Consider the following 24695-nt stretch of genomic DNA (forward strand, 5'->3'; position numbering starts at 1 on the left):
GCCTATTTTATTAACCCAGATTTTTGCCAAGCTTACTTCTTTAGGACGTATTCATCCCGTTTCTACAGGCATTAAACCCTCGTAAATTGGCTAAGGTATTGAACTCTTAACTTATTATTTGACTTGTAAAGAAGCTGCCACGGCAAGAAATTCTTGTATCATCTTTTGGATCAGATCACCTGCCGGGAGAGCTTCGGCTAATGCTGTTCCCTGTCCTGCCCACATGCTGACAAAATCTGGACTTGATTTTTGAGCAGAAGTCTGATATAGGACGCGCCCTATAGCCATCTGAGCCGGAAATGGTAGCACCTTATCCCTGTTATTTTCCATTTCACGGATAAAACGATTTCGGATGGCTCTGGCGGGTTTGCCGGAAAATACTTCAGTAATAACGGTGTCTTCGTCCTTAGACTGGAGTACCGCCTGCCTATAGACTTCTGGGATATTGTTCTCAGGGCAGGCGAGAAAGGCGGTTCCCATCTGTACCCCGCTTGCCCCAAGTGCGAATGCCGCAACAATTCCACGAGCATCCATGATTCCGCCTGCCGCCACGACCGGAACCGATACCGCATCGGCTATTTGCGGCACTAAGGCTGCTGTTCCAATCAATCCATGTTCATAAGGCACAGCAAAAGTACCACGATGACCTCCGGCTTCAAATCCCTGGGCGATGATGACATCGACTCCTGCTTCGACCAGAGCTTTTGCTTCACGGACGGTCGTCGCGGTTGCTAACACAATTGAGCCTATAGCGTGTATCTCCCGAATTGCCTCAATTGGTGCAGGCCCAAAGTGGAAACTAAATACAGGTATTTTCTCTTCAAGCAGGACAGTAAATTGCTCCTGGAATGGCCCTAGTATTGATATTGGTTCGGGAACAGGCCCTGCATCAAGTTCGTTATGCCATTTTGTTAATAATTCGGACATTGCTGCTTGCTGTTCAGGCGTAAGTTGATACGCTTCAACTGCGGGTGCAAACAAATTAACTGCAAAGGGTTGGTCTGTCAGTTCTCGAATTTGCTTGATTAAGGAGCGAAGTTTGACTGGTGTAGTGGCCGCACCGCCATAGGAGCCTAGACCTCCCGCATTAGAAACGGCCGCCACTAACTCAGGTGTGGAAGCACCAGCCATCGGAGCCTGAATTATTGGGTGTGTGATCTTGAGCAAATCTATCAATTCTGTCTTAGGCCACATGAGTTTCTTCCAGACTTGGTAATACAAGCAAGATATGTGTCTTTAAGTGTATGACTAATGAGATCCCACGATATCAAGGTATTGAGCCGAGATCCGGATACCGTTGGGGAATTCCTTAAACAGCTAAACTGAACCGATTAGTTCAAGGGATTAGAGCAAGTGCGAGATAATGGGTCGTGTAATTATTGATATAACTCTCTTTTGTTACCTTCGGCAGAGAATAATCTGAAACTCCTATCTTTAGATTTCTTCTCAACAAAGGGATTTAAATGATAAAGTTGGCTTGTATTATCCCTTGGCGTTGGCGTAGCGATCGCACAATTCATTATTTTGTTTAGGGTTCAGAAGTAGAGTAGTATTTTTCTTTCCCTAAAGTAACAAAACAGGGTTATTAATTTTGAATTGGGAGTAAAGCGAAGTGACACGTCAAAAATTAAGTGACAAAATTAGATTCCAACTGATTTACCACGATGAAACAAAATTTGGTAGTGCTGTAACTGGACAATGTGACACTACCATCCGGCGTTACTGCAAAAGCATCATGGCACACCGTCAGCAATATGGTCTTGCGGATGTAGTGGCGCATTCACGGGAATTACTGGCAGCAACTATGATTCCTGGTGGACTGGGGGATATATATGAAAGTCCTGGTGTGCTGCGAGAAGATTGGCTATATCCAGATACTAAAGCTGTTCAACCCGTCGCTTTGCAATTGGAACGCAATATTGGCGAAAATATTCCCACCCTCGAACTGCCTCCTCATCTGTTTTCTGATTTAGCTTTGTATTTAGGGGAATGGCAACAAGGAAGTAATCCTCCTACTGCGACTGTTGCCCGTGAGTTATGGGATGTATTAAATGACTATGGCGCGCTGGTTCAAGAGGGTATATCCGCAACGTCTGTGTCAAGCCATGCTACTTTTGTTGGTCACTCAACTTTACATTTGAGCGATCGCAACTCTAATATTCTGTTTGACCCCTTTATCTTGCCCAAGTCTGAGGTTTATCCGCCTAACTATCAACCCCTCAGTCTAGAGGAACTAGGACAAATCGCTGCCGTATTTATCACCCATTCTCACCCCGATCATTTTGATTTAGGCACATTGCTAAGACTAGGTGCGAATACGCCAATTTTTGTTCCTGAAGTGAGGCGAGAATCTGTATTGACAATTGACATGGCATTGCGGCTGCGTCAGTTGGGGTTCGATAATGTTCACACCTTGGGTTGGTTTGAAGAAAAGCAGATTGGTGAAATGCGAGTCATTGCCTTGCCATTCTACGGGGAACAGGCCACCGTTGGGGAAATTCTGCACCCAGAGATTCGGAATCAGGGCAATACTTATTTGGTTGAGTATTGTCATCATCGTGTGGCGTTGACAGCCGATTCTGGTAGTGACTGTCTGGGAAATGTCAAAAAACTAGCAGATACAGCCAAAGAGCATTATGGTTCTCTTGATATTCTCTTTGGCGGCTATCGTGGTTTTGCACTATATCCCATTCAGTATTTATTTTCCTCAGTTGCCCGGTATCTGCCTTTTGTGCCTGAGAAGATTTGGCAAGTCCGGCAAAAAATGATGTGCGATGCTGATGATGTCATTGATGTAGCTGAAATCTGGAATGCCAAACGCATTGTGCCTTACTCCGATGGGGGTGCGCCTTGGTTTTGGCAGCGTGGTCTTGGCCCTTGTCTAGATGGAACGCAAGCACACATCATGGCTGTTGATCCCACCCCAGACTATGTTTATCAGGTGGCAAATCAGCGTTCTGGGACTCCCAAAGATGGAGCGATCGCATCTCCAGTATCAATTTGCCTGCTGCGCCCTGGAGATTCTCTGATGTTTTCACAAGCAGATAAGTAGCTAGACATGATTAAATAAGCTGATATACATTCAAGTTGCAGAATTGGAATTGTTGGTAACAACTTTCAACCCTCTCCCCTGCGCCTCTGCTCCCCTGCCCCCTTGCGGCCTAAACAAGCAAATTAAGTGATTAACAGCTTATATATCCTGCGTTTGCTTCTACTGAATCGGTGGTGGGTAGAATTTGACTTGCTCGAATGGCAGAGTAATAACATTAAAAGCCTTCCAGTTGGTTGTAACGTACTTAAATTTTCCAATACCAAAGTCTTTATTAGTCGTCCAGTTATCCCACCGTGCAGTTAAATGTAACCAGTAATCGCCCCCTTGACTAAGAACGTAGCGAGCTTTATGGCGATCGTCAGGCTTGTTAAAATCATCTACCACAAGTCGAGCTTGAACTGTGGTAAACATCCCCATTACATCAAGGCGATTAATAGATGCCCGGCTAGGTGGCCAAAAGTGGAAGTTGTAACCATTACCTGCTTTGACAGAGATACTTCCGTCAGATTCATATCTAATATTAGCTGCTTTATGGATGTCCCCTACGAAATCTTCTCTATAGGCAGCACCTTCAACTCTTACAGAACTTTGGAGAAGATGCCACTTTTTATCTTTCTTACTTAGATAATAGGCTCTGATATTCCTAATTTGAACTCTAGTGTTAGTAGCTGGATTACCTTCAGACGCTTCATATAATTGTCCCCATGCTGTCATGGCTGTAAAAGTACCAGGAGCAGCACTACCTATACGAGGTTTAGTAGCCCAATTGCAAGACCTGGGAACACCATGTGGTAAACCTTCATGAGGTGGTTGCATATCGTAAATGACAGTTGCAACAGAATTGATTGGTTTGAACACCCGTGAATCTACCCTGTAAGGAAGACAGCAAGTAATTATTGCCGTAATTATACATAGCAAAATAGGTAGAGCTTTAATTTTTATAAACCAAATTCTACGTATAAATATAGATTTTTTCAAGACTTTGTGCCTATATATCGTCAGATAGGTAAATTTGATAACACACTATTTGCTAAATGGCAATTAAATTACAATTTAAAATAATGATTACCAAAATGGCACATCCAATAAAATTATAGTATTTTTGTACTATAAAAAGCTATTTTTTTGACACGCATATCATTAATTTTTGCTACTAAAAAGTAGTATTTTACTCTTGGCAACTCGTACTTGTTGTACCAGAGTTATTATCCACTTCTTGATCAACCACCTAATAAGACTTTGAGCATAATCTTGTAATAAAATTTGCGGATGCAGACGAATTGCCGTCCATAGCTTTTGACTAGCCTGATTAACCGCATCAATATTGTTAACATCTTGCTTAAGATATTGTTGTGTACAATACTGATAAAACCAAGCTAAACTTTGATGTCTAAGATATTGAAGTTTGGGTGGAGCTACTTGATAAGCTTTCTGAATTGTCAGCAGACCAGCTTTCTCCACAGCTTTCATCTTAGATGAGCCTGAATTTGAGGATTGACGATATAGAATTTGGTGTTTGGGAACCACAACAAAAGAGCTACGAGCTGCTAATCGCAAATAAAAATCCCAGTCTTCACAAGGAGTACAGGTAGGATCAAATTTGCCTACAGACTCAATTACCTTCCTGCAAATTAGTGGATTAGAGCCACTGGCCAGAAAATTATTTACTAGTAACTGAGCGTAAACATCACCACTAAAATGAACAGATTTACCTGGATACAAAACTTTTTTTGGACTATCACTGAAGTAAGAAGTCCAGCTATAAGCAACTCCTACCTCTGGATTTTTTTGTAAGGCGACTAACTGCAATTCTAGTTTATCTGGTGTCCACAAGTCATCAGCGTCTAAAAAGGCGATATATTCTGCATTAGCATGAGATATACCTCGATTACGAGCCTCTGCAACTCCACCATTTTCATAAGCGAAAATCTTCAGGCGCTTATCGTTGATACTTTGGATGATTTCTAAAGTTTTATCCTTTGATCCATCATCAATAATAATCAACTCAAAATCCTGGAAAGTTTGCTGCTGAACAGATTGAATTGTTTCTCCGATAGTACATTCAGCATTATAGGCAGGAATAATGACAGATATTTTTGGCATTCCCACATCCTCTGCTATGACAAGCAGAAATCATCAACATCATAAAAAATTTGCCTTAAAGCTAGCAAATTATTGATTTATTAAACCTAACTTTGCTTGCCAATTAATTAATTTTCTTGCCAATCGCATAATTACTTTTCTTCCCAATAGCTTGACTTTAAACTTCACTATCCAGTTGATATAGCTGTAACCTTCTTGAATTCTTGGTTCAGGGAGCAAACTATGAACATTGATAAATGTTCTATAGCTCTTCACTACAGGAGCGTTCTCTGCCAAATTCCACTTTTCGCGCATTCGGTTGATGCTTGTTTCACACCAGGCTTGACTCCAACGTAAATAGAAAAACCGCAACTCTGACCATGAAAGTGTTTGAGGAGGTACATAAGTGATTACAGCAGCGGGTTCAAAATAGATTGGTTTGCCAAACTGAAGTACTGTCAAACATAGATCGTCTTCTTGCCCCATACCCATAACTTGTTCATCTAATAAACCTATGTCCTTGAAACAGTCCATCCGAACTAAGACACAATGGAACTCTACTGCTTGGGTTGGCTGTCGTTTAAACTCTATTCGCACTTTAGATAAAGGAGTTCTAAAGCATGGTCGTCTCATAATCATCCATCTTTGCTCCCCATGCTGCTTGAAATCATAAGTTCCTCCAGCCATGTGAACTTTCGCAAAATCATCGCCTTCTAAACAAAGAGGCCCAACAATCCAGGCTCCAGTTTCATCGGCACATTGAATTAAAGCATTCAGCCAACCTGGCTTAACTAAAACATCGTTGTCAATAAATACAACGTATTCAGTCTTAACAAATTCCAGTGCTAAATTGCGGCACTGATTCGGAGAAAGAAAATTATTAACCCGAATTAAGCGAAATTTCTTTTCTTGAGATTGTGCTTCAAGATAACGTCTGATGTTAGAAGGAGAATTAACATCTACATAGATGAGATCAAATGGTATATGGGTATTTTGATATATATTTTCTAGAGATATTTGAGTATAACTATATCTTTCTCTAGGAACAACAATAAGAGTTATTCTTGCTTCTTGCATAGGACACCTCGATAGTTAAATGCCAACTTTTGATTGTAATGATTTTCAGCAGAGGCACTGTTGAAATTGCATTTTTAAATCTGATTATGATTTTATAATAATAACTACACCATGTATATATTTAGCTACTCTAAAATATGCTAATTTTTACTTATTAATTAAAAACTTAAAGATTTGATTTAGCAAGAAAAAATTTATGTGAGTTTTGATTAAATACATATCGATGAATCCAGATGGTGAAACCATTCAGAACTACTAAATTAGAAACAAGCACGGCTATAGCCACCCAAAATATTCCCCAATTTACTGCTATTAATATAGCAATGGAAAAAACTATGGTAAAAGCTGTATTTATGTAAAGGGAAATATCAGTTTTATCTATAGCATTTAGTAGCAAAGAGGATGCCCAACCAAAAATACGTGGTATGACAGATAAACAAATTAATATTAATATTGGGATTGCTGATATCCACTTTTGACCAAAGATGATTGGTACATAAAAAGGAGATAAAAATGATTGTAATAGAATAATGGGAATTACAATAAGTGAAACTTTTTTGAGGCTACTAAAATATCTGTGTTTGAATAGTTGGTAGTCATCCCGGACAGCACAAATATGAGGAAATAAAGCTGACATAAAGGTGTTGATAACATTCATACTAATTCCTAATCCAGCATTGAAGGCAAAATAGTATAGTCCTAAGGCTTCAACTCCTAAAAACTTACCAATAAGTAAATAATCTAAGTTTCCTCTGAGTTTATTTAAAATCGCAACTAGGAGTAAATTTTTGCCAAAATTAGTGACATCCTGCCATTTATCTAGTTTGAAAGATTTGGGAGGCCGCCAAGCATGATTCATCCAGTTGATAACAATCCAAACTGGAGTAGTCAAAACCATAGGCAAAACGATCGCCCATATCCCCATACCCAGGAGAGCTAGAATTACAGTCATGATATTACCGAGTATTGACTGCGTAGCATTCGCTATTGCAGTAACTTTTAGCCGATTTTCTCGCTCAATCAAGGCATTGTGAACAATATAAAGCGGCATCATTAAGTAAACTAAAGCACTCGTACATAGAGGCCAAATTAGCTGGCTATTTCCATAAAACTGAGCAACTGGGAAGGCACAAAGGCACTGAATAATAAAAATCGAGCTACAGAGAATCCAATTCAGCCAGTAGGATGTATCGCATATAGCCTTGACATCTTCCTGAGCGGCTTGGACAATCTTAGCTCCAATCCCTCCTCTGAGAGTGAAAACAGTTGCAAAGTCCAAAACAGTATAAACAACAGCCATTATTCCATAATCTTGCTGGCTGAACATCCGAGCTAGAGTCACCGTCGTTCCTAAGCGGAAGATACGATTTACTAGTTCTGCTCCGCCTAACCAACCAACATTACGGATAAATTGACTTGATAATCTTTGCTTTAACTTATGAATTAGCATCAAACTACTGTTATAGTGCAATGAAATACGTTGCAATTAAAACTTCGTCTGCAAGCTCTCGGTTACTAGAACATCACGCAGTTGCTTGCCAACAGTCTCAGGCGAAAAGCAATTTTCTATCCGAGAGCGAGCGCGCTTGCCTAACTCACGCCCCCAAGCTTCATTGTCCAGAACACGACCAAGTGCGATCGCTAGTGCTGTTGCATCTTCTTTTGGTACAATTATTCCTCCAGAAATCTCGCCTCCCTCAAGAATGTCGCATACACCAGGAGCATCAGCCGCTACAACAGGTAGGCTACAGGCCATTGCTTCAATTGGTGCTACAGGAAAACCTTCTTGTCGAGATGGCAAAGTATAAACATTAGCGGCTGATAGGTATTGCTGAATAACATTGCGATCGCTCACAAATTGATTCAGCCATTGCACACCTTTTAACTGCATGGTTTCCAGGCGCTGACGCAATCGCTCGGCATCACTTCCCGTTCCTACTAGTAGCAACTGCAAGTCTTGAGCGGGACGTTCATTGCAGATTTGCTGCCAAGCCTCCAACAGAATATCTAATCCTTTGCGCGCTATTTCAACTCGTCCATGCCAAACAACCACCTTAGCGTTGCGAGGAATTCCCAGTGCAGCTCGTGCCTCAGTGCGATCGCTTGCTTGCCAGGTTGTGATGTCTACTGGGTTGAAAATCCGCGCTATTTTGCGAGAGGGTAATCCGTAACGAGATTTAATGCGTTGAATCTCGGTTTGTGTAGCGACAATCGCACCAGTACAACCATGAAACGCTAACTGTCGTGGAATAGCTTCCAGAAAGCTCTGAGTGCGATCGCCTCCTTGAAAAGTCGCAAAAACTGGTAGACGCATCAATTTTCCCAGCAGCACGCAACTATCAAAGCGGGCATACTCATACTCTTGACACAATATTGCTTGACAGTTTTCGCGCCGCAGTTCCCTAGCCAACAAACCTAGAGGTGTAGATAGATACGTTCCCAGACTCTTAGCTAAATCTTTAATGGGTGTCAGTAGAGAACGGCGAACTTTAATGTCATCCTGAATATCTTTAAAAGATTGTGCCTCGTTTGTTCCATAAAAATTCAGTGAATTTCGCCGCACAGCACGATAAGCGTGATACGTCCCATCAGGAGGTAGCACGCAAATCATAGCACCAGTAGGTACATGAGTAAAACGCGATGGACAATCAACACGCGCAGATATGCAAAACAGTACCGTCCGGACACCAACTTGTTGGAGAGCATTGATGTAGCCGAACATCCAGCTACCGACAAACTCTTGGCAAAAAGTCTCGAAAGAAATGTTGATGCTATCTAAAAAATCATCGATTAAATCGTAACAGTGCAGTAAGGCGATCGTTGGCTGGGAGGATTGACTCAAAGAAGATAATTCCTGATTGTGCTGCACAGTCAGCTGTAAACCAGATAACTTGTTCATGCTTCTAACCTCGGATCGCTTAGAGTCAGAGGTTTTTTCACCAACTGCAAGAAATAATTAGCCAGTTGAGTTGGCAGAACTAGTTTCAAAAGCAGCTTGATGATTAATTTTTGAGTTGTTGTATCTAGTAAAACTTGAGGGTTGAGGCGAATTGCTGACCATATATGCTGGTGCGCTTGGCTAACGCTATTGGTATCACTACGATGTTGCAAATACAAACCAGCAAAATAGATATGAAAACTCACCATCGTATACCTTTTAAGGTATTGAAGTTCTGGAGGAGCTGCTTGATATGCCTTTTTCATAGCGATGAGAGCAGCTTCCTTCATCTGCTCAACTTTAGATGACATTGCTCCAGGTGTTCGACGATAAAGTATCTGGTGCTTAGGTATCACAACAAAATCCCACCGAGTTGATAGCCGCAGCCAGTAGTCCCAGTCTGCACAACCAGGGCAAGCAGGATCAAAACCGCCAGTCGATTCCAGAGCTTGCCTACGTATTAGAGTATTTGAGCCATTATGAATAAAATCGCTAACTAATAACTTTTCATAAACATTACCTGTAAAAGCATACCGAGGTGATGGCAGAAATGATAAAGGTTTTCCTTGTTCATCCACATCCATAAAACAAGTCCAGCTATAAGCAACTCCTGCTTCTGGATTCTCTTCCAAGGCTATCAATTGCCTTTCTAGTTTATCAGCTGTCCACAAATCATCAGCATCAAGAAAGGCAATAAATTCACCAGTTGCCTGAGAAATACCCCGATTACGAGCTACGGGTAGTCCACCATTTTCATAGGAAAAAATTTTTAAGCGTTCATCTTGAATACTCTCAACTATTTCTACTGTTCTGTCTTTTGAGCCATCATTAATGACAATTAATTCAAAATCCGAAAAAGTTTGTTTTTGAACTGATTTGATGGTTTCTGCTATAGTTTTTTCGGCATTGTAAGCAGGAATGATCACAGAAATTTTGGGCATATTCTCACTATCAATAATTAGTAATGAAATGAGGTTTCAACGGGCGATCGCTACTATGCGCTGACGCAGATTATAAACATAAGATAAAAATATTTTGTAACCTTCAGTCCCAAACCAACTCATTAGAGTAATAGCAATACTCAAGCGCATAAATTCTTGTGAAAAGCATATCCAAGGGTAGTAAGCTAAAGCTTTTGCTCGAAAATTAGCTGCACTTTTCCAATCTTGAGCTTGGCTTTGTAAAGCTTTCCAAGCTAAACAGATATTAGCAAAACCATAGCTGCGATTTTTTAAATACTGCAACTCGGATGGTGCAGCAGAGAAAGCTTTTTCAATCACGATCTCAAAACTGCGCGCCATTGCTTCCCAATTTCTGGATGCACTACCAGATAATTGTCGATAGTAAACCAAAGGTTCCTTCACTACTTTAAAAGAATAGCGAGATGCTATGCGTAGCCACATATCCCAATCTTCAAGATATGAGCCTAAATTGCGATCAAACAGTCCGATATCCTCAAAGCAAGAGCGACGCACCATTGCTACGCTGCCAGACTCAACAATGTTGTGTTCAGTCAGCTTTTGCCAAACATCTCCCTCTGCCTGATTTTTGAACACTCTGCCCGTAGGTTTACCCATTTCATCAATGAAGGCAACCCAAGTGTATACCAATGCCACTTCTGGATTTTCTTCCATAACACGCAGTTGTTTTTCTAGCTTGGTTGGCTCCCACAAGTCATCAGCGTCTAAAAATGTTATGTACTCTCCTTTGGCATGAGCAATTCCGGTATTGCGCGCTCCTGCTAAACCTTGATTTTCCTGAGTAATCAACTTTACTCGTGGGTCTTTTATCTGAGAAACCCATCGCTCAGTTTCATCTGCACTCCCATCATTAACAACTATTACCTCAAAGTCAGTGAAGGTTTGGCTTAGAACATTTTCTATTGTTTCTGGGAGATAATTCATCGCATTATAGGCTGGAATTAACACAGAAATTTTTGGCATATTTATCTCCTCATTTAAATATATTTAATTAACTACATTAAACTTAATTTCGGATATAAATTAACATAGTTCATATGTTTTTGATTTACCTTTTTCAAATATAAATTCTTGTTTAAATGCAATTCCTAATATCAATAAACCAGGCCAACAGATATAAGCTAAAGTTTCTATATTTTCAGCAAATGTGAAAAAGAAAATAACTAAAAGGATACTTAATCCAACCTTCGCCTGTTTATTAGTTTGAGCTTTAATCAGCAAATTTATAAAACTCCACGCGAAAGGCACTGCTAAGGCAATGCAGCCAACTAATCCATGACTATATAAAGTACCAAACCATGCATGGTGAGAACCAATTGGCCTGTGTCCTACTATTGCTGGCCCTTTGGATTCCATACGACCATGCCCCCAGATTGGTGCCTCGTTCCACCAAGCCTCTAGTGCCATCCGCCTTAATCTAGCCCGCACTTCTGAAGAACCAGAACGAGCTTTATTGAACTTATCATTAAAACTTTCTAGATAAGTAATCAATGTTGATGAAAATATACCTAGCAGTGTACTAACAAATCCTACTAAGAAATGTACCCAAGGACGAAGGAGATTAGTTAATATCCACATCGATACTATAACTAATGGTAGACATATTATGGCTAACCTAGATACTGAGCCAAAAATCATAGCCACAGCACCAACCATTCCCAACCATCGCCACTTTTTGTTACTTTCCTGTTGAGCAAGACAAAAGTAGATATTACCAACTAATCCTAAAGCAGGAGGCCAAGGAGCAAACAATTGCAAGCGTGGTTGATTTTCGTCAATAACATAGAATAAATAGACTCTATAACTATCAATTACTCCGCCAAATGCCTGGAGAGGCGAAACGTAAGAAAAAATTTCAATTTTTAGGAACTTAGCTATGCTACAGATCATTACTATAATTAAGCTCTGTAAGCACAAAATACATACGGCTCGATAAATTATTTTGGAACGGATATTGAGGTGACCTATTAGAGGAAATAAAGCTAATAGTCCCCAATTTCTATACCACATAAATGAGGATCTAAATATTTGCTCAATTCCTAAAGAAAAATTTAAATGCCCTACAATTAAAGCAAATTCTATCACCAGCATAGCAACAATCCATACCCAAGCTGATGGGGAGATAGTAATTTTTTCAGCTAGAGGTGTATTTTCTGTTTGATTCCAGAGTTTTCTTAGTAGATAAAATGTTAAGTAAGAAGCTAAGAACGTGGCACAAACATACTGTGCGCCAAGTAGATACATTGGATAAGTGCCGATAATGTAGTACCAAACTAGGAATTCAGGAGTATTTTGTGGCTTAATTGTAGTACTGCTCACTGGTGATTAACAAAATAATAAATTTACTCAAAAGTTAAAGTTCTCTGATGTCGGTTGATTTATTCTGACTTTTATGATTGTTAAACCATAGGAATCCGACTCCTGTTGTTAAGAAAAAAGAACCAACAACTGCACCAAACAATACCAATAGGGTCTTAGGTGAACTAGATTCTGCTGGTAGGTTTGGTGGAGATAGTAGTACAAATTGTGGATAGTAGACAGAAATATTTGACTTGCCTAAATCTAACTTAGTTAAAGTTGATGAGAAAACAGCTTCTGCTATTTTAGTATTACGTTGCAGATTGTCTAGCTGAGACTCCTTTTGAGATAGATATGTGATCCTAGATTCTAGTTGCTTAATTTGTTGAGCTAACTCTTGAGCCTGGGCTTGGAGTCCTTGTTGGTCTGTCTGAAGTGAAATTAATTGTTGGAAGAAAACTGCTCGCTCTGAGGATGCTCCCAATGAACCACCGCTATTGATATTTAGTTGCTCTATAGCCACTTGAGATACGGGTCTTCCTAGCAGCGATTGAGCTTGCTTAAGAAGTGCTGCATTAGCTGCATCTTTCTCCATCTGCTTGGTAATCACGGCGGGATGAGTAGGCATATACTTAGCACTTAAACTAGCTAACTGTCCGCTAGTTGTGCTGTAATCACCTAAATAACGTTGAAACAACGGATTGGATTGAAGTACTAGAGCATCAACAGCGTCTTGAGCAGACAAACCTAAACTAGCTGATAGTTGCGTGAATTTGGTACTTACTTGTTTGAGTTGGGCTAAAGTTTCAGAACGTTGTCGTCGTAATCCTTCAACGTTTACCGATAGATCTCGTAGTTGGTCACTCGAAATCAAAGGTGAATTAGCTTTGTACTCATAAAGTTGTCGTTGAGCTGCTTGCAATTTTTTACCAGCGTTATTGAGAGATGCTTCTAAACTACTGTTTTCTTTACTAGTCTCTACCTTTCTCAGTTCCTCTAACTTTGCTTCTAAAACACGTTGAAAAACGATCGCTTTTTGTTGAGCCTGTTGGGGAGTATTTCCTGCAAGTCGAAATTGCATAAAGGTAGTGTTATCTAGGATTTTGATCTGGGGTTTTCCAAAATCCTCTATAGATATGTTGAGCTGATTAGCTGCTGTTTTGATAACCTCATCAGTCAAGGCGATGAATTTGTAGTTTTCTCTGGGATCGGAAGACTGGGTGTTGAAATTGGAGTCGCTGTAGGTAGAGGCTTGACCTATTCCTGGTAAATTTACGTTTGAAGATGTTTTAGCTCCTGGGAAAGCGATTGTCCACTCACTTGTATAACTAGCAGGGATTTTCTTTAAAACAAGTAAAGCAAGGCTCCAGATTATGGCATTACTCAGCAGCCATAAGAGGAAATAACTTTTTCTATTTTTGACAATCTTGGTTAAGGATGAAGAAGAACGGCGGATTACTGTGAAGTCAGACATTGATAAATTTCCATTATTTTAATTATGCTCTAGAATTTTGGTGTTTAATCAATATTCTGGTCAGCAATCCCTAGAGCAGCTCTCATCAAAAAACAGAGATATCTGACCTTGAATTTCTAAGTTTCTCTAACTCAAAACTCCTTTTCTCGAAATTTTAGTTATTTCGCTAGGTATGCCAGAAATAGTTCCATAAAGTTTCAGATTTTCAGCAGTAATCCGATCCCAGTTATAATTTACTCGCACATATTTTTGTGCATTCTTAGCCATTGCTGCCAATTGTTGGGGGTGATGAATCGCCCAATCTAAAGAATGAATACAAGAGTCTAAATTTCCAGATTCAAACAGCATTCCTCGTCCCCCATCAATCAATTGCTGGTGGGGTGGAATGTCGCTTCCTAGAACTGGTATTCCTTCCTGCATTGCTTCAAGCATTGCTAGAGGTAAACCTTCTAAATCAGAAGGAAGGACAAATAACCCTGCTCCCCGAACAATTTCCCAAAGACGAGTTCCTCGAAGTTCACCGGCAAATATAATATCTCGATTATCTGCAACTTTTTCTAATAGATTTGCGGTAAAGGACTTGGTATCACTTACACCTCCAGCCAGAACAAGTTTCCATCCAGCTGGTTTCAAAGCTGAGAAGGCATCAACCAGTAAGTCAGGACGCTTTTCTGGAACCAGTCTGCCCAAAAACACAACATAGCGCCCTTGCTGAAGACCTAGTTGCTTACCGTAAGCAAAGTTAGGGTCTGATTCACCGTAGCAAGCGGGGGCATTGGGAATGTAAACTGTCTCTCGATCGTAAGTCTGCAAAAAGTAGTTTTGTAGTGCTTCTGAAACCACAATCATTCCGTGGGCAAAGCGTACTGCGGACTTCTCTCCGGCGCGAATTAAGCGCGTAGAAAAGTTGCCCCACTTGGCACGTTGCCAGTCTAGCCCCTGGCAGGTAACTACAATCTTTGCATTGGTAATTCTTGGTAAACAGGTAAATAGAGATGGGCCAAGAGCATGGAAATGAACAATATCATAGCTTTTGCCAGTGGCAGCGATCGCTCCCAATGCTGAAGTGACAAAAGCATCTACTCCTCTAAAATCTACACTGGGTAAAGATATAACTTGAACTCCTTGATAGTCATAACTTTCCAGCCAAGAACCTTGAGTGTAAGAGGAACGGGCGAATAAATCTACAGAGTGACCCTGGGCAACTATCCGGGGATAAAGTTCCGCACAATAATGCTCAATTCCACCCTGTTTGGGAGGTAGACCTTTTGCACCGATAACAGCAATTTTCATAGTTAAAATTTACGTTCAAAAATGGTGTACAACCTGATACTCAATAAATCTCTATGGAGTTTTATGTGTTAAAATTATTGCCTGTGCTTTTGGTCTATCAGTTTTTGTATTTGGTTAAACTGCTAATTCACACAACCAACAGCCGAGAAATTTCGCTTTTCCCAACGAGTAAACATATCGCTGTAAACATCTCTCATAACAGTCTGTGCCGCATAACGCTGTGCTGTGCGTACACAAGATGCACTTGGGTAATTTTCTGGATGTAGGATTACTTGCTCTAAAGCATCTGCTAAACACTCTGGAGAGCGCTGTTCACAGACAACCCCATTATCAGCAGTTAGTAGTTTTGGGGTTTCACCACATCTAGTGCTAACTACTGGAGTTCCACTGGCTAATGCTTCTAAAACTACTAAAGGTAGACCTTCGTAGGCACTGCTCAGGACAAAAACACTACTGACCCGATGCAACTGGGCGAGTTCCTGTATTGGGACTGCTCCTAGCATTGTTACCCGATTAGATAGTCCTAACTGAGTGATTTCTATACGTATTTTTGCCGCCAGTTCGCCATCACCAGCTATTAGTAAGTGAGTATGTGGTTGATTTAAAGCGGCGATCGCACGTACTAACAAAATCGGATCTTTTTGAGGATGTAACCGCCCAGCAAACAGAACAAAGCGTGTTTTCTCGCTCAAGCCCAATTTTGTTGCTAGTTCTCGTCTTTGTGCGTCTCTTTGTTCTTGACTCACAGAATAGAAAATCTCGTTATCAAATGAATTTTTGATATATGCAACGCGGTCTTGGATTAGAGGATACCTCTGTTTATACAATTGTGCTGAATCAGTGTTACAGGAAAAAATCTGACTAAACTGGCTAACTAGTAGGTTTTCTAAGGCAAAATAAGCTGCGGGAAATCTGCGCCATAAAATCGCATTTTTATCCCCAACCGCCTGAATTTGCGTTTGAATATCGTTATGAATAAACAAGGTTTTCTCCCCCTGCCAATTTAGGGCGACTAAACTTGGTTCCAGTCGGTGAAAGTGCATAAAGTCTGAGGCGAAGTTACGACCAACAAGTGCAGATGTATACTTGAGTGTGGTTGGGATCAAACTTCTAAAATTATCATTTTCCAAGGTAAATAGGGGAAAGAAGCTAATTTCTCGACCAGCTAATTCTGCTTGGTGCCACTTACCAACTGTTTGAGTGCGATCGCTCGCTGTACCTACTACTCGCACTTCAAATTCATTGGGAGCGTATTTAATAAATGTATTGATCAGTGTTTGTATTCCACCAATAGTAGAGTGCCAAGGATTATACTGATAAAAAATAGTTAAAACAGGTTTACGCATTGTTTTTATAATTAGCCTATACCTTGTAAAGATTTTTATAACTGTTAATATCTAAAAATATTTACTAATTATAAAAGTATTTTTACGTACAAAAGCCTGAGCTTTTTACTAAGTAAAGTATCTTTACTCCTATAGCATCCCTTGTAAGCTCAAAGAGCAACACTATCTATAGATACCGTCCTAGATAAATATATAGGTATCCATCAAGTTATCCGCTTGGATATTATTACTTGCAGACATCATGCTTGCCTCCTAAGGGTAAATACTCTGTATAACCAGCTAGAGCTAATGCAATTGCAAATTAACGGTGAATTACTAGAAAGCACCGTTTTTCTTTAACACAACCTGAAGAGTTTTGAGAATCAAAATCAGATCGTAAGTAATAGACCACTTACGTTGATAGTTAATATCCATACAAACAATATCTTCAAAGTCTTTAATGCTGGAACGGCCATTAACTTGCCATTCGCCAGTCATACCTGGTTTGACATTCAACCTCTCCCAGTGATGATGTGAGTAGTACTTGACTTCATCAGTACTTGGAGGACGAGTTCCAACTAGACTCATTTCTCCTCGTAGCACATTCCAAAACTGAGGAAGTTCGTCTAAACTCGTGCGCCGCAGAAACCTGCCTACACGAGTAATTCGAGGGTCATTCTCATTTTTGAAAATATGATTACCCTTAGCTTGGTTATCAACTAGATGTTTAAGTCGGTCAGCCTCCACTACCATAGAACGAAATTTCCAAATCCGAAAAGTCCGTCCGTTCAGACCACAGCGAATTTGACTGTAGAAGATAGGGCCAGGGTTATCTAATTTAATAGCTATCGCAACTGGAATTAGAATAACTGCTGTGATTACTAGCCCTAAAATAGCGCCCACGATGTCAATTATGCGCTTTGTTTTGCTGGTAACAGAAGGATGAACTAAAAACTCAGCAACATTAGCAGCGTAAATATTATCTGTATTTTTTATGGAATTTTGACGGGAAGTAGGGAGCTTAGGCATAGTAATTACAGTTTTCGTTAGTCAGTTTCATCAGTCAGTAGGTTGAGCAAGTCAACCGCTAGAACGCTAGCAGTTAATAGATGTATTGGTTTTGATATTAGATTTCTCATATTTGCATTACATATACTTAAGCACTATTTAAGATTTTGTATAGATGGAGGCTCTTTTTCTCAGTCTGATTACAGTCTCTTCTTCAACTAGCGATCGCAATACTATCTAATGACTAATTAGGGTTTGATATCTACAGCGTCCTAGTATGAGAATAAAATTGTCCATTTAACTATCCACTTGACCGTATCGTATAAAAACACTAAACCTCATACTAGTGAATAGTATTCAAACTAAGCTATTTTTCTGGAATTAATAACAAAGGAAAAAGTCAGGCTGACTTATTGCTTATAAGCAATATCGCTCTTATTTAAGTATATATGTATAAAAAATGCCATTAATTAAACCTCATATCATTGCTATGGAAACACCTAGAATTATGGTCATTGGAAGTAAGGTTACTACTGTACAAAGCGTTAGTAGTTATTGCCTGAAATATAATTTTGAAGTGTTTCCTTATTATGGAACTCCCCTAGTTGAAGAGATTACTCTGTTTGCTCCTCATGCGTTGGTGCTATGCCTACCTATCTGTGATGACTTCCAAGCTCAGGTGGTTCAACCTTATATCTTGTGGTCAGAACAACCCTCAAGTGGGAAATCATTATTAGTTTCCACCGCTACGGAACTGTATACTTCTTTACAAAAAGTACTAGCAGCTTAAATTAACCCTTCACGCACAGCCAAAGCTGCTGCTTGGACGCGATCGTCAACGCTGAGTTTATTTAGAATCATACGCACATAAGATTTAATAGTTCCTAGTGAAAGGTAGAGATGGTCAGCAATCTCTTGGTTTGAATATCCTTTGGCAATCAGTTTGAGGATTTCTAGCTCACGAGGACTGAGAATTTGTTGTTGAAGCGGCTCAGATTCAGGAATTTCCGGCTTAATAACCGTTGGCTTGAGCATCCGAGCGACCTTTTGAGCTATATGAGGATCTAAATAAGCACCTCCTTGCAAGATCAATTGAATCACCGCGAGGAGTTGTTCCCATTCAATAGTTTTCAGACAGTAACCATCTGCACCAGCTGCTAGCATCCCGATCACCTGGGTATCACTGTCAAATGCACTCAAAGCAAGGATACGAGTAGTAGGACAATCACTCTTTATCTGTTGCGTGGCTGTGATTCCATCAACAACTGGCATATCAATATCCATCAAAATTACTGCTGGTTGGAGTTGCACAGCTAGTTCTATTGCTTTTGCACCGTCATCTGCTTCTCCAACTACACTAAAACTAGGTTCAAGGGAAAATTGAGCTTTCATGCCTCGACGTATTAAAGCATGGTCATCAACCAGTAGAATCTGCACAATATTTTGTTGTCCAACTTTTGCCATCTTTACTTATTCCTGAGATTGTTTTTGCCATAGGAACCTAGCCTGGTCTGTTTTAGCTGGGAGGGTAAACCAGCAGTTACAACTTTTTGTTTCCTTTTGACCAAACATTAGTAAAACTAACATGAACAAACTAGAATAAAAATACTTAAATAAATAACTTTCCCTAAAGATTGAAGCTATAAGACTATTATTTGATTTTTGAAAAAATCAGTACATTGTTACCTGCCTTATTTTGGGTTGCCTATTGCCTGACTACACAAGTATGTTCAGTAATTAAACCGGATTTCTATATGATTAAAAGTAGTAAATTAGCAGGAAAACTTAGGTATTAGGTTGGTAAGGTGATTTCCGAAAATTACTGAAATTTAAATGCTAGATGACTTATACATTCATCATTATCCCTTGCCCTAGAAAATTCTATTAATATGAGCGATTAAAGCGTAGTTGTGTCCTACACTAGTCTCTGTTCTGATTGTAGAGTTGGTTTACTAAAAATTAGGTGGATCAAAAAAAGATTAAGTAAAACTAGTGTTGATATCAACTAATATATTAAACACATAAAATTAACCGTAATATAAAAAATACTTAAAATTTCTAAGAATTATTTTAATTATTAGCCTATCTTGAACAAAATGTAGGGGGTTAAGTCCCATTTTCTATCAATTCGCAAGTGTTGTGGCAGAGTCTAAATCTTCGTTACAACACAGAAAAAACGAATTGCGAATTCGTTTAATATTTGATTGATAATGTAATTTTGGAAAATTGTTACATTAACTTTTCATATTCATCAGGTTTAGTTTCCGTCACTATACCATACAATGTAAGCATTTTTAGAAATGTATAAAAGCTCATGAGAGCCGAAAAAATCGTGAAAAGCATAATGAAGAGTTGATAAACTAAATAGTCTTACGAAATTGAATTGTAGCAATACAGTTACATCTAATTTCGATGTTGTTATCAAGCTAAAAAACATTTATTACTTCCATTCAAACTTTTTTACAACACCAGCTTTACAAACAATTTATATACTTAAACAGCTTTAAACAATATAAATATGAAAATAATACTTACGTATTGAATATGTGCTTAGATTATCTTACAAGACTCATTAGTATGAATACTTAATATTGTCATGAGACTACCATTAGAATTCTTAATTAATTTTCAAAATTTTGTATTATTTGCTACTGCTGGGATTGCTGTATCCAGAGTCATGCTCAAACAATATACGAGCAAATAATTTGGAATTGTCTCTAAATAGCAAGAAAACTATTTCAATGGTGTCATCTATTACTTTTTTACGTTTACTAGCACCGTCAGCTCTAAGAATTCGTTTATTTGCACCTTTGTACACTAGCTTTTTAGTTCTAGTGTTATTAATAGTAGGACAACAAGGCTGGAACCTTTGGATAACAATCCTCAGCCAGCAAGCAGCTACTCGGATCAGCCATACTTTGCTAGTAAAGCGTGAAGCAGAACAGCTGCTGAACATTGCCTGTCATCAAGAAAGAAACTTTCTTGAAGTTAGTACTCCTCAAAAGTTAGACTTCCATACCAGCCTAGAGCGTCTATACACTCTTTCACAAAATAACCCTACTCAACTCCAGAAACTTGATCAGATTAAAATTCTCTCTACTCACTGGCAAAATCAATTAAAAAATAGACAACTTTTCAGATCTGCCAATATCTATATTTCAGGAGAAGATCCCTTATTCAATGCTCTGAGCGATCAAATACGTACCCTGCTTTTGCATGAGGATATTATTTTAGAGCAACATCAGTATCAAGTCCAGCAATTTTACAAAATTAATGTAGCTGTAGACTTATTTTTACTAATAGTGGTATTAGCAGGAGTTGCATATAATGTAAAACTATTATATCAAAGAGTGGCAATTCCTTTAGCCAAATTGACGCAGGTTGGAGAAAAGTGGCGAAATGGGGAAATGGAAGCCAAATTTGATTATTCCTCATGTGATGAAATTGGACAATTGGCTCTTGTTCTCAATACAATGGCAGTTGAAACTTATGCTCGTCAGGAATGGATGAACGAGCGCAATCAACAGTTTCAAAACCTGATTTCTGCTTTATCCCACGATATCCGCTCACCTTTGCTTGCCACCCGCAATACTTGGGATGCAATTTTGAAAGGAGCTTTTGGCCCGGTAAACGATACTTGGAAGGAAGTGTTTCAAGAGTGCCGCCAAGCGAACATGGATCTTCTCAAGCTTGTAGAAGTTCTACTAGATGTCTCTCGTTATGAAGCTGATGGTGGCATTCAGCTAAACTATGAACCTCTTGATTGGGAAGAGATTTTTGTCAAAATAATTGCTCAACTCAAAGCAAATTTAAAATCTGAGATCTCGTTAATCTATAAAATTTCTCCATCTCTACCAACCATTTATGGTGATGAGTTAGAGATTAGAAGAGTTTTACAAAACCTGCTAGAAAATGCGGTGCGGGTAAGCGAGCCAAATAAAACAATTTTCCTAGAAGTAGCAGCTTATCAAGCAAACCAAGTACAAGTTAGTGTGCGTGATCAGGGTTTAGGAATTTCACCACAAGAGAAAGAACGCCTGTTCCACCGTTTTATTCAAGGACGAACTCGCAGTGGAAAATCTGGTCTGGGTCTGTACTTGTGCCGTCAAATCGTCGAAGCTCATGGTGGTAGTATTGGCGTTGAAAGTTCTGTTGGAGAAGGTAGTATGTTCTGGTTTACCCTTCCTGTTAATCAAGAACAGACTCAGTTTTAACATCAAAAAGAATGTCAAATTAGTTACAATGCCTGATAGGATGTTTAGGGTTAGACTCCTCCTTTTTGCCTTGCCCTTCGCAATATAGTAAAATTTGGTGCGATCGCCTGCCCTACCCTAAGCCATCTGTCGCGCCATCAAATTTGCAAATAACCCCTCTTGGCTGACTAATTCCTCAAACTTACCTTGCTGAACAACTCGGCCAGCTTCAATCACATAAATTTTATCAGCATTGCGGATGGTGCTGAGGCGATGAGCAATTACTATGCGCGTGACTCCCAAATTATCTAAACTGCTGCTAACTATAGCTTGGGTTCGATTATCTAAGGCACTGGTAGCTTCATCAAAAATAAGGATTCTCGGTTTTAATACCAAAGCACGGGCAATTAATAATCGCTGTCTTTGTCCACCAGACAGGTTTGTCCCGCCTTCGGAAATGACTGTGTGCATCTCCATTGGCATAAATTTAATATCATCAGCAAACCCAGCCATGCGCGCCGCTTCCCAAGCTTCATCCATCGTCACTAATGCGCCGCTAGAAATATTTTCAAAAATAGAAGCACTATTAATCCGGCCATTTTGCAAGACAACACCAATCTGTCGCCGCACTGCTGATATATCTAAGCCTGATAAATCCTGACCATCGTAGTAAATTGTCCCGTCTTTTGGTGTTTCAAACCCCAACAACATCCTAATAATTGTCGATTTACCACTACCAGAAGGCCCTACTAAAGCAACAAACTCTCCGGCTTCGCACTTAATAGTGACATCATCTAAGTTGAGGGGGCCGTCTTCTCGGTAACGGAACGTTACATGATCAATTTTGACTTTACCTGTTAACCGCCCCGGATCGCTTTTGTTTAGGTCAATTTCTGGTTGCGCCTGAAAGATAGGTTTTGCTCGTTCCCAAAAAATACTGATGTCTAATATGCTAATTATGGTATTGCTCAGTTGTGTTGCACCCAAAATAAAAATAGCAAAGGCTGAGTTAAATGCTAAAAATGTACCTGTAGATAATCCGGCACTGCCTTGAGATGGGGCTTGTGTAATTAATGTGATTGCCAGCCAAAAGATGATGATCGAAGTAACTGTTGGCATGACAGTATTAAATATAGCTAAGATATCTTCTACTATTTCTGTACTCAGTTTGAGTTTGAGTTGCTGACTATATTTGTTTGCCCAGTAAGCAAAGGCACGGTCTTCGGCACTGTTGACACGAAGTTTAGAAACGCCTGCAACCATCTGGACAGTGAAACCAAAAATATCTCCTTCTATTTCTTCTAAAGCACGCAATTTCTGGCGGGTAAATATGCCAGAGATCGTAGTAAAGATGATTGTCGCCACTGCTACTGCTAACACAACTAGAGCCAAACTAGAACTGTAGACAAACAACAGTCCCAAATTCAGCAGGGAGAAGAAACTAGTAAAAATTGTGCGTAATACTGTGTCGCCAAGTTTCTGACGAATTTGGGTGATAGCAGAAACGCGAGATTGTAAATCGCCAATGGAATACTGCCGAAATAAAGATACCCGTAAATTCAATAATCTATCCCAAAGGGCTGCTTGGGAATCTAAACTAGCTTTACTGTCTAGTCTCAGTCCGGCAAACCCTTGGGCAGTTTGAAAAATCACTGTGCCGAAGGTGGCTGCCAATAGACCTAAGCCGATTTGAACTAATAAGCCGCGATCGCCATCGGGAATGGCAGCATCGATGAGAATGCCGGTGGCTAAGGGCGTTAACATCCCTAGTAATGCGGCGATTGTGCCTGTCAGGAGGATGATTAGCAGTTCTCTTATCTGCCCTTGGAAGGCGAACTGCAACACATTGATCGCAGTTAAATTTTGATCTGGGAGGGAACGATAAAACACATAGGCAAAGGGAGCCAGTTGTTTAGCAGTATAATTATTGACGGGAATGCGAGTATGATGTTCTGGGTCAAAAATTTCGTATTTTCTTGTACCTACTGGTAAAATTGCCACAGGGCGATTCTCTTGATACGTGTATCCTAGTAGAGGACTAGTATCTTTTAACCACCATTGCTCGTTGAGTAATACCCGCCGAATCCGAATGCGAGATGCACGGGCGATCGCTTCTAGGGGTTCTTTAATCCGACTCATATCTTCAGAACGCGCCGGGGGCAGAATCTTCATACCTAATGCCCTACCTACGGCACCGGCGGCAATTAACAGGGGTGTCCCTTCTTGCAAAAGTTCTGCTTGTTTGGGTTTAAGAACTGAGGCTAAATTACCTAAAGCACCAACTTTTACTTGATGGTTAAGTTGTTCTCGTGCTTGGAATTGCTGTAGTTTATTGGCTAATTCCTCCTGTTCTATTTGCAGAAGAATTTCACAGAAGTTGCTATGCAATTCATCAAGAGTAACTTGGATGCTGTCGCAATTACTCAGCTTTTCAGGATGAGAGAACACAGAGGGAACGACAATGCGATCGCTTACACAACTACAGATATTTTTCCCCCAAGTCTGCAATAACTCCGGAACTCCCGCAAACTCATCTTTCCCCCAATCATGGATATTTAGTTGCCACAATACAGTATCTTCCATAGATACCGCTAAAATTTTATGGGTTTTAGTCGCTATCCCAAACAAAGCTTCTCCTGCTGTGGCAGTAAATAAATAACGGCGAACTCCTGCAATCCCTTGGTGGATGGGAATAGCAAACAATGCGATCGCACCTGATTTAATCTGCCAAACAGTGTGAGGATCATCTAATAATCGGGACTGATTACCTGTAAACAATAACTCGGAATCATTCATTTGAATTTATAGAATTTTTTAATTACTTTGTAGTCAGCAGTAAAGTGCTTAGAGAATCAGGACTTTGGCTTACGCCACTAGCCTTAGTCTGGGTTGCTTGGCGATTTAGGAGGATAAATTTTAGCCTGATTTGCCAGTTCTGCAATCTTCGCGGTGATTTAGCGATTCTTCTGGGCAAA

18 protein-coding genes are annotated in these 24695 nt (G+C 39.8%); 3 read left to right on the forward strand and 15 right to left on the reverse strand.

The annotated features are described in order from the left end of the window. Positions 1-114: 114 nt before the first annotated feature. A complete protein-coding gene (locus tag H6G76_RS20455) occupies positions 115-1194 on the reverse strand; it encodes a nitronate monooxygenase family protein (RefSeq protein ID WP_190704699.1) in 1080 nt (359 codons plus the stop codon). 418 nt (positions 1195-1612) lie between these two features. On the opposite strand from H6G76_RS20455, the gene H6G76_RS20460 reads away from it, so the two are divergent. Further along, positions 1613-3052, forward strand: coding sequence for an MBL fold metallo-hydrolase (locus H6G76_RS20460; RefSeq protein ID WP_190704702.1), 1440 nt, complete (start codon positions 1613-1615; stop codon positions 3050-3052). A 159-nt stretch (positions 3053-3211) separates the two neighbouring features. On the opposite strand, the gene H6G76_RS20465 is transcribed toward H6G76_RS20460, so the two are convergent. From H6G76_RS20465 to H6G76_RS20520, 12 genes are all read right to left on the reverse strand, one after another. Next, entirely contained in the window at positions 3212-3910 is a 699-nt protein-coding gene (locus H6G76_RS20465) for a hypothetical protein (protein ID WP_190704705.1), read from the reverse strand. A 282-nt stretch (positions 3911-4192) separates the two neighbouring features. Further along, a complete protein-coding gene (locus H6G76_RS20470) occupies positions 4193-5155 on the reverse strand; it encodes a glycosyltransferase family A protein (RefSeq protein WP_190704708.1) in 963 nt (320 codons plus the stop codon). Between the two features lie 69 nt (positions 5156-5224). Beyond that, positions 5225-6211: a glycosyltransferase family 2 protein gene (locus tag H6G76_RS20475; RefSeq protein WP_190704710.1), complete on the reverse strand. Its 987-nt coding sequence runs from the start codon at positions 6209-6211 to the stop codon at positions 5225-5227. Positions 6212-6377: 166 nt separating this feature from the next. Further along, positions 6378-7661 (reverse strand): lipopolysaccharide biosynthesis protein, encoded by a 1284-nt coding sequence (locus H6G76_RS20480; protein ID WP_190704713.1) that lies wholly within the window; start codon positions 7659-7661, stop codon positions 6378-6380. Between the two features lie 36 nt (positions 7662-7697). Further along, a complete protein-coding gene (locus tag H6G76_RS20485; RefSeq protein ID WP_190704716.1) occupies positions 7698-9110 on the reverse strand; it encodes a glycosyltransferase family 4 protein in 1413 nt (470 codons plus the stop codon). Next, positions 9107-10090, reverse strand: coding sequence for a glycosyltransferase (locus H6G76_RS20490; protein ID WP_190704719.1), 984 nt, complete (start codon positions 10088-10090; stop codon positions 9107-9109). The genes H6G76_RS20485 and H6G76_RS20490 overlap by 4 nt, the downstream gene beginning before the upstream one ends. 36 nt (positions 10091-10126) lie before the next feature. Further along, positions 10127-11092: a glycosyltransferase family A protein gene (locus H6G76_RS20495; RefSeq protein ID WP_190704722.1), complete on the reverse strand. Its 966-nt coding sequence runs from the start codon at positions 11090-11092 to the stop codon at positions 10127-10129. A gap of 60 nt (positions 11093-11152) precedes the next feature. Beyond that, positions 11153-12448 carry an O-antigen ligase gene (locus tag H6G76_RS38080; protein WP_199337462.1) on the reverse strand — a complete coding sequence of 432 codons (1296 nt, stop codon included), beginning with the start codon at positions 12446-12448 and terminating at the stop codon, positions 11153-11155. Positions 12449-12482: 34 nt separating this feature from the next. Then, the gene (locus H6G76_RS20505; RefSeq protein WP_190704724.1) at positions 12483-13901 is read right to left on the reverse strand and encodes a hypothetical protein; all 1419 of its coding nucleotides are present in this window, start codon (positions 13899-13901) and stop codon (positions 12483-12485) included. A gap of 126 nt (positions 13902-14027) precedes the next feature. After that, the gene (locus H6G76_RS20510) at positions 14028-15194 is read right to left on the reverse strand and encodes a glycosyltransferase family 4 protein (RefSeq protein ID WP_190704727.1); all 1167 of its coding nucleotides are present in this window, start codon (positions 15192-15194) and stop codon (positions 14028-14030) included. Positions 15195-15316: 122 nt separating this feature from the next. Next, the gene (locus tag H6G76_RS20515) at positions 15317-16540 is read right to left on the reverse strand and encodes a glycosyltransferase (protein WP_190704730.1); all 1224 of its coding nucleotides are present in this window, start codon (positions 16538-16540) and stop codon (positions 15317-15319) included. Between the two features lie 315 nt (positions 16541-16855). After that, positions 16856-17548 (reverse strand): sugar transferase, encoded by a 693-nt coding sequence (locus tag H6G76_RS20520; protein ID WP_190704733.1) that lies wholly within the window; start codon positions 17546-17548, stop codon positions 16856-16858. Between the two features lie 469 nt (positions 17549-18017). On the opposite strand from H6G76_RS20520, the gene H6G76_RS20525 reads away from it, so the two are divergent. Further along, positions 18018-18317, forward strand: coding sequence for a hypothetical protein (locus H6G76_RS20525; protein ID WP_242056468.1), 300 nt, complete (start codon positions 18018-18020; stop codon positions 18315-18317). Here H6G76_RS20525 and H6G76_RS20530 read toward each other — a convergent pair. Further along, positions 18314-18991, reverse strand: coding sequence for a response regulator transcription factor (locus H6G76_RS20530; protein ID WP_190704736.1), 678 nt, complete (start codon positions 18989-18991; stop codon positions 18314-18316). The two genes, H6G76_RS20525 and H6G76_RS20530, sit on opposite strands and share 4 nt — an antisense overlap. A 1277-nt stretch (positions 18992-20268) precedes the next feature. Between H6G76_RS20530 and H6G76_RS20535 the strand changes: the two genes are divergently transcribed. Further along, positions 20269-21741 (forward strand): sensor histidine kinase, encoded by a 1473-nt coding sequence (locus H6G76_RS20535; RefSeq protein WP_199337463.1) that lies wholly within the window; start codon positions 20269-20271, stop codon positions 21739-21741. A 117-nt stretch (positions 21742-21858) separates the two neighbouring features. Here the strand turns inward: H6G76_RS20535 and H6G76_RS20540 are convergent, their stop codons facing one another. Then, positions 21859-24516: an NHLP bacteriocin export ABC transporter permease/ATPase subunit gene (locus H6G76_RS20540; protein WP_190704739.1), complete on the reverse strand. Its 2658-nt coding sequence runs from the start codon at positions 24514-24516 to the stop codon at positions 21859-21861. Between the last annotated feature and the right edge of the window lie 179 nt (positions 24517-24695).

It is taken from the genome of Nostoc sp. FACHB-152, from assembly GCF_014697475.1.
Lineage (GTDB): Bacteria > Cyanobacteriota > Cyanobacteriia > Cyanobacteriales > Nostocaceae > Nostoc_B.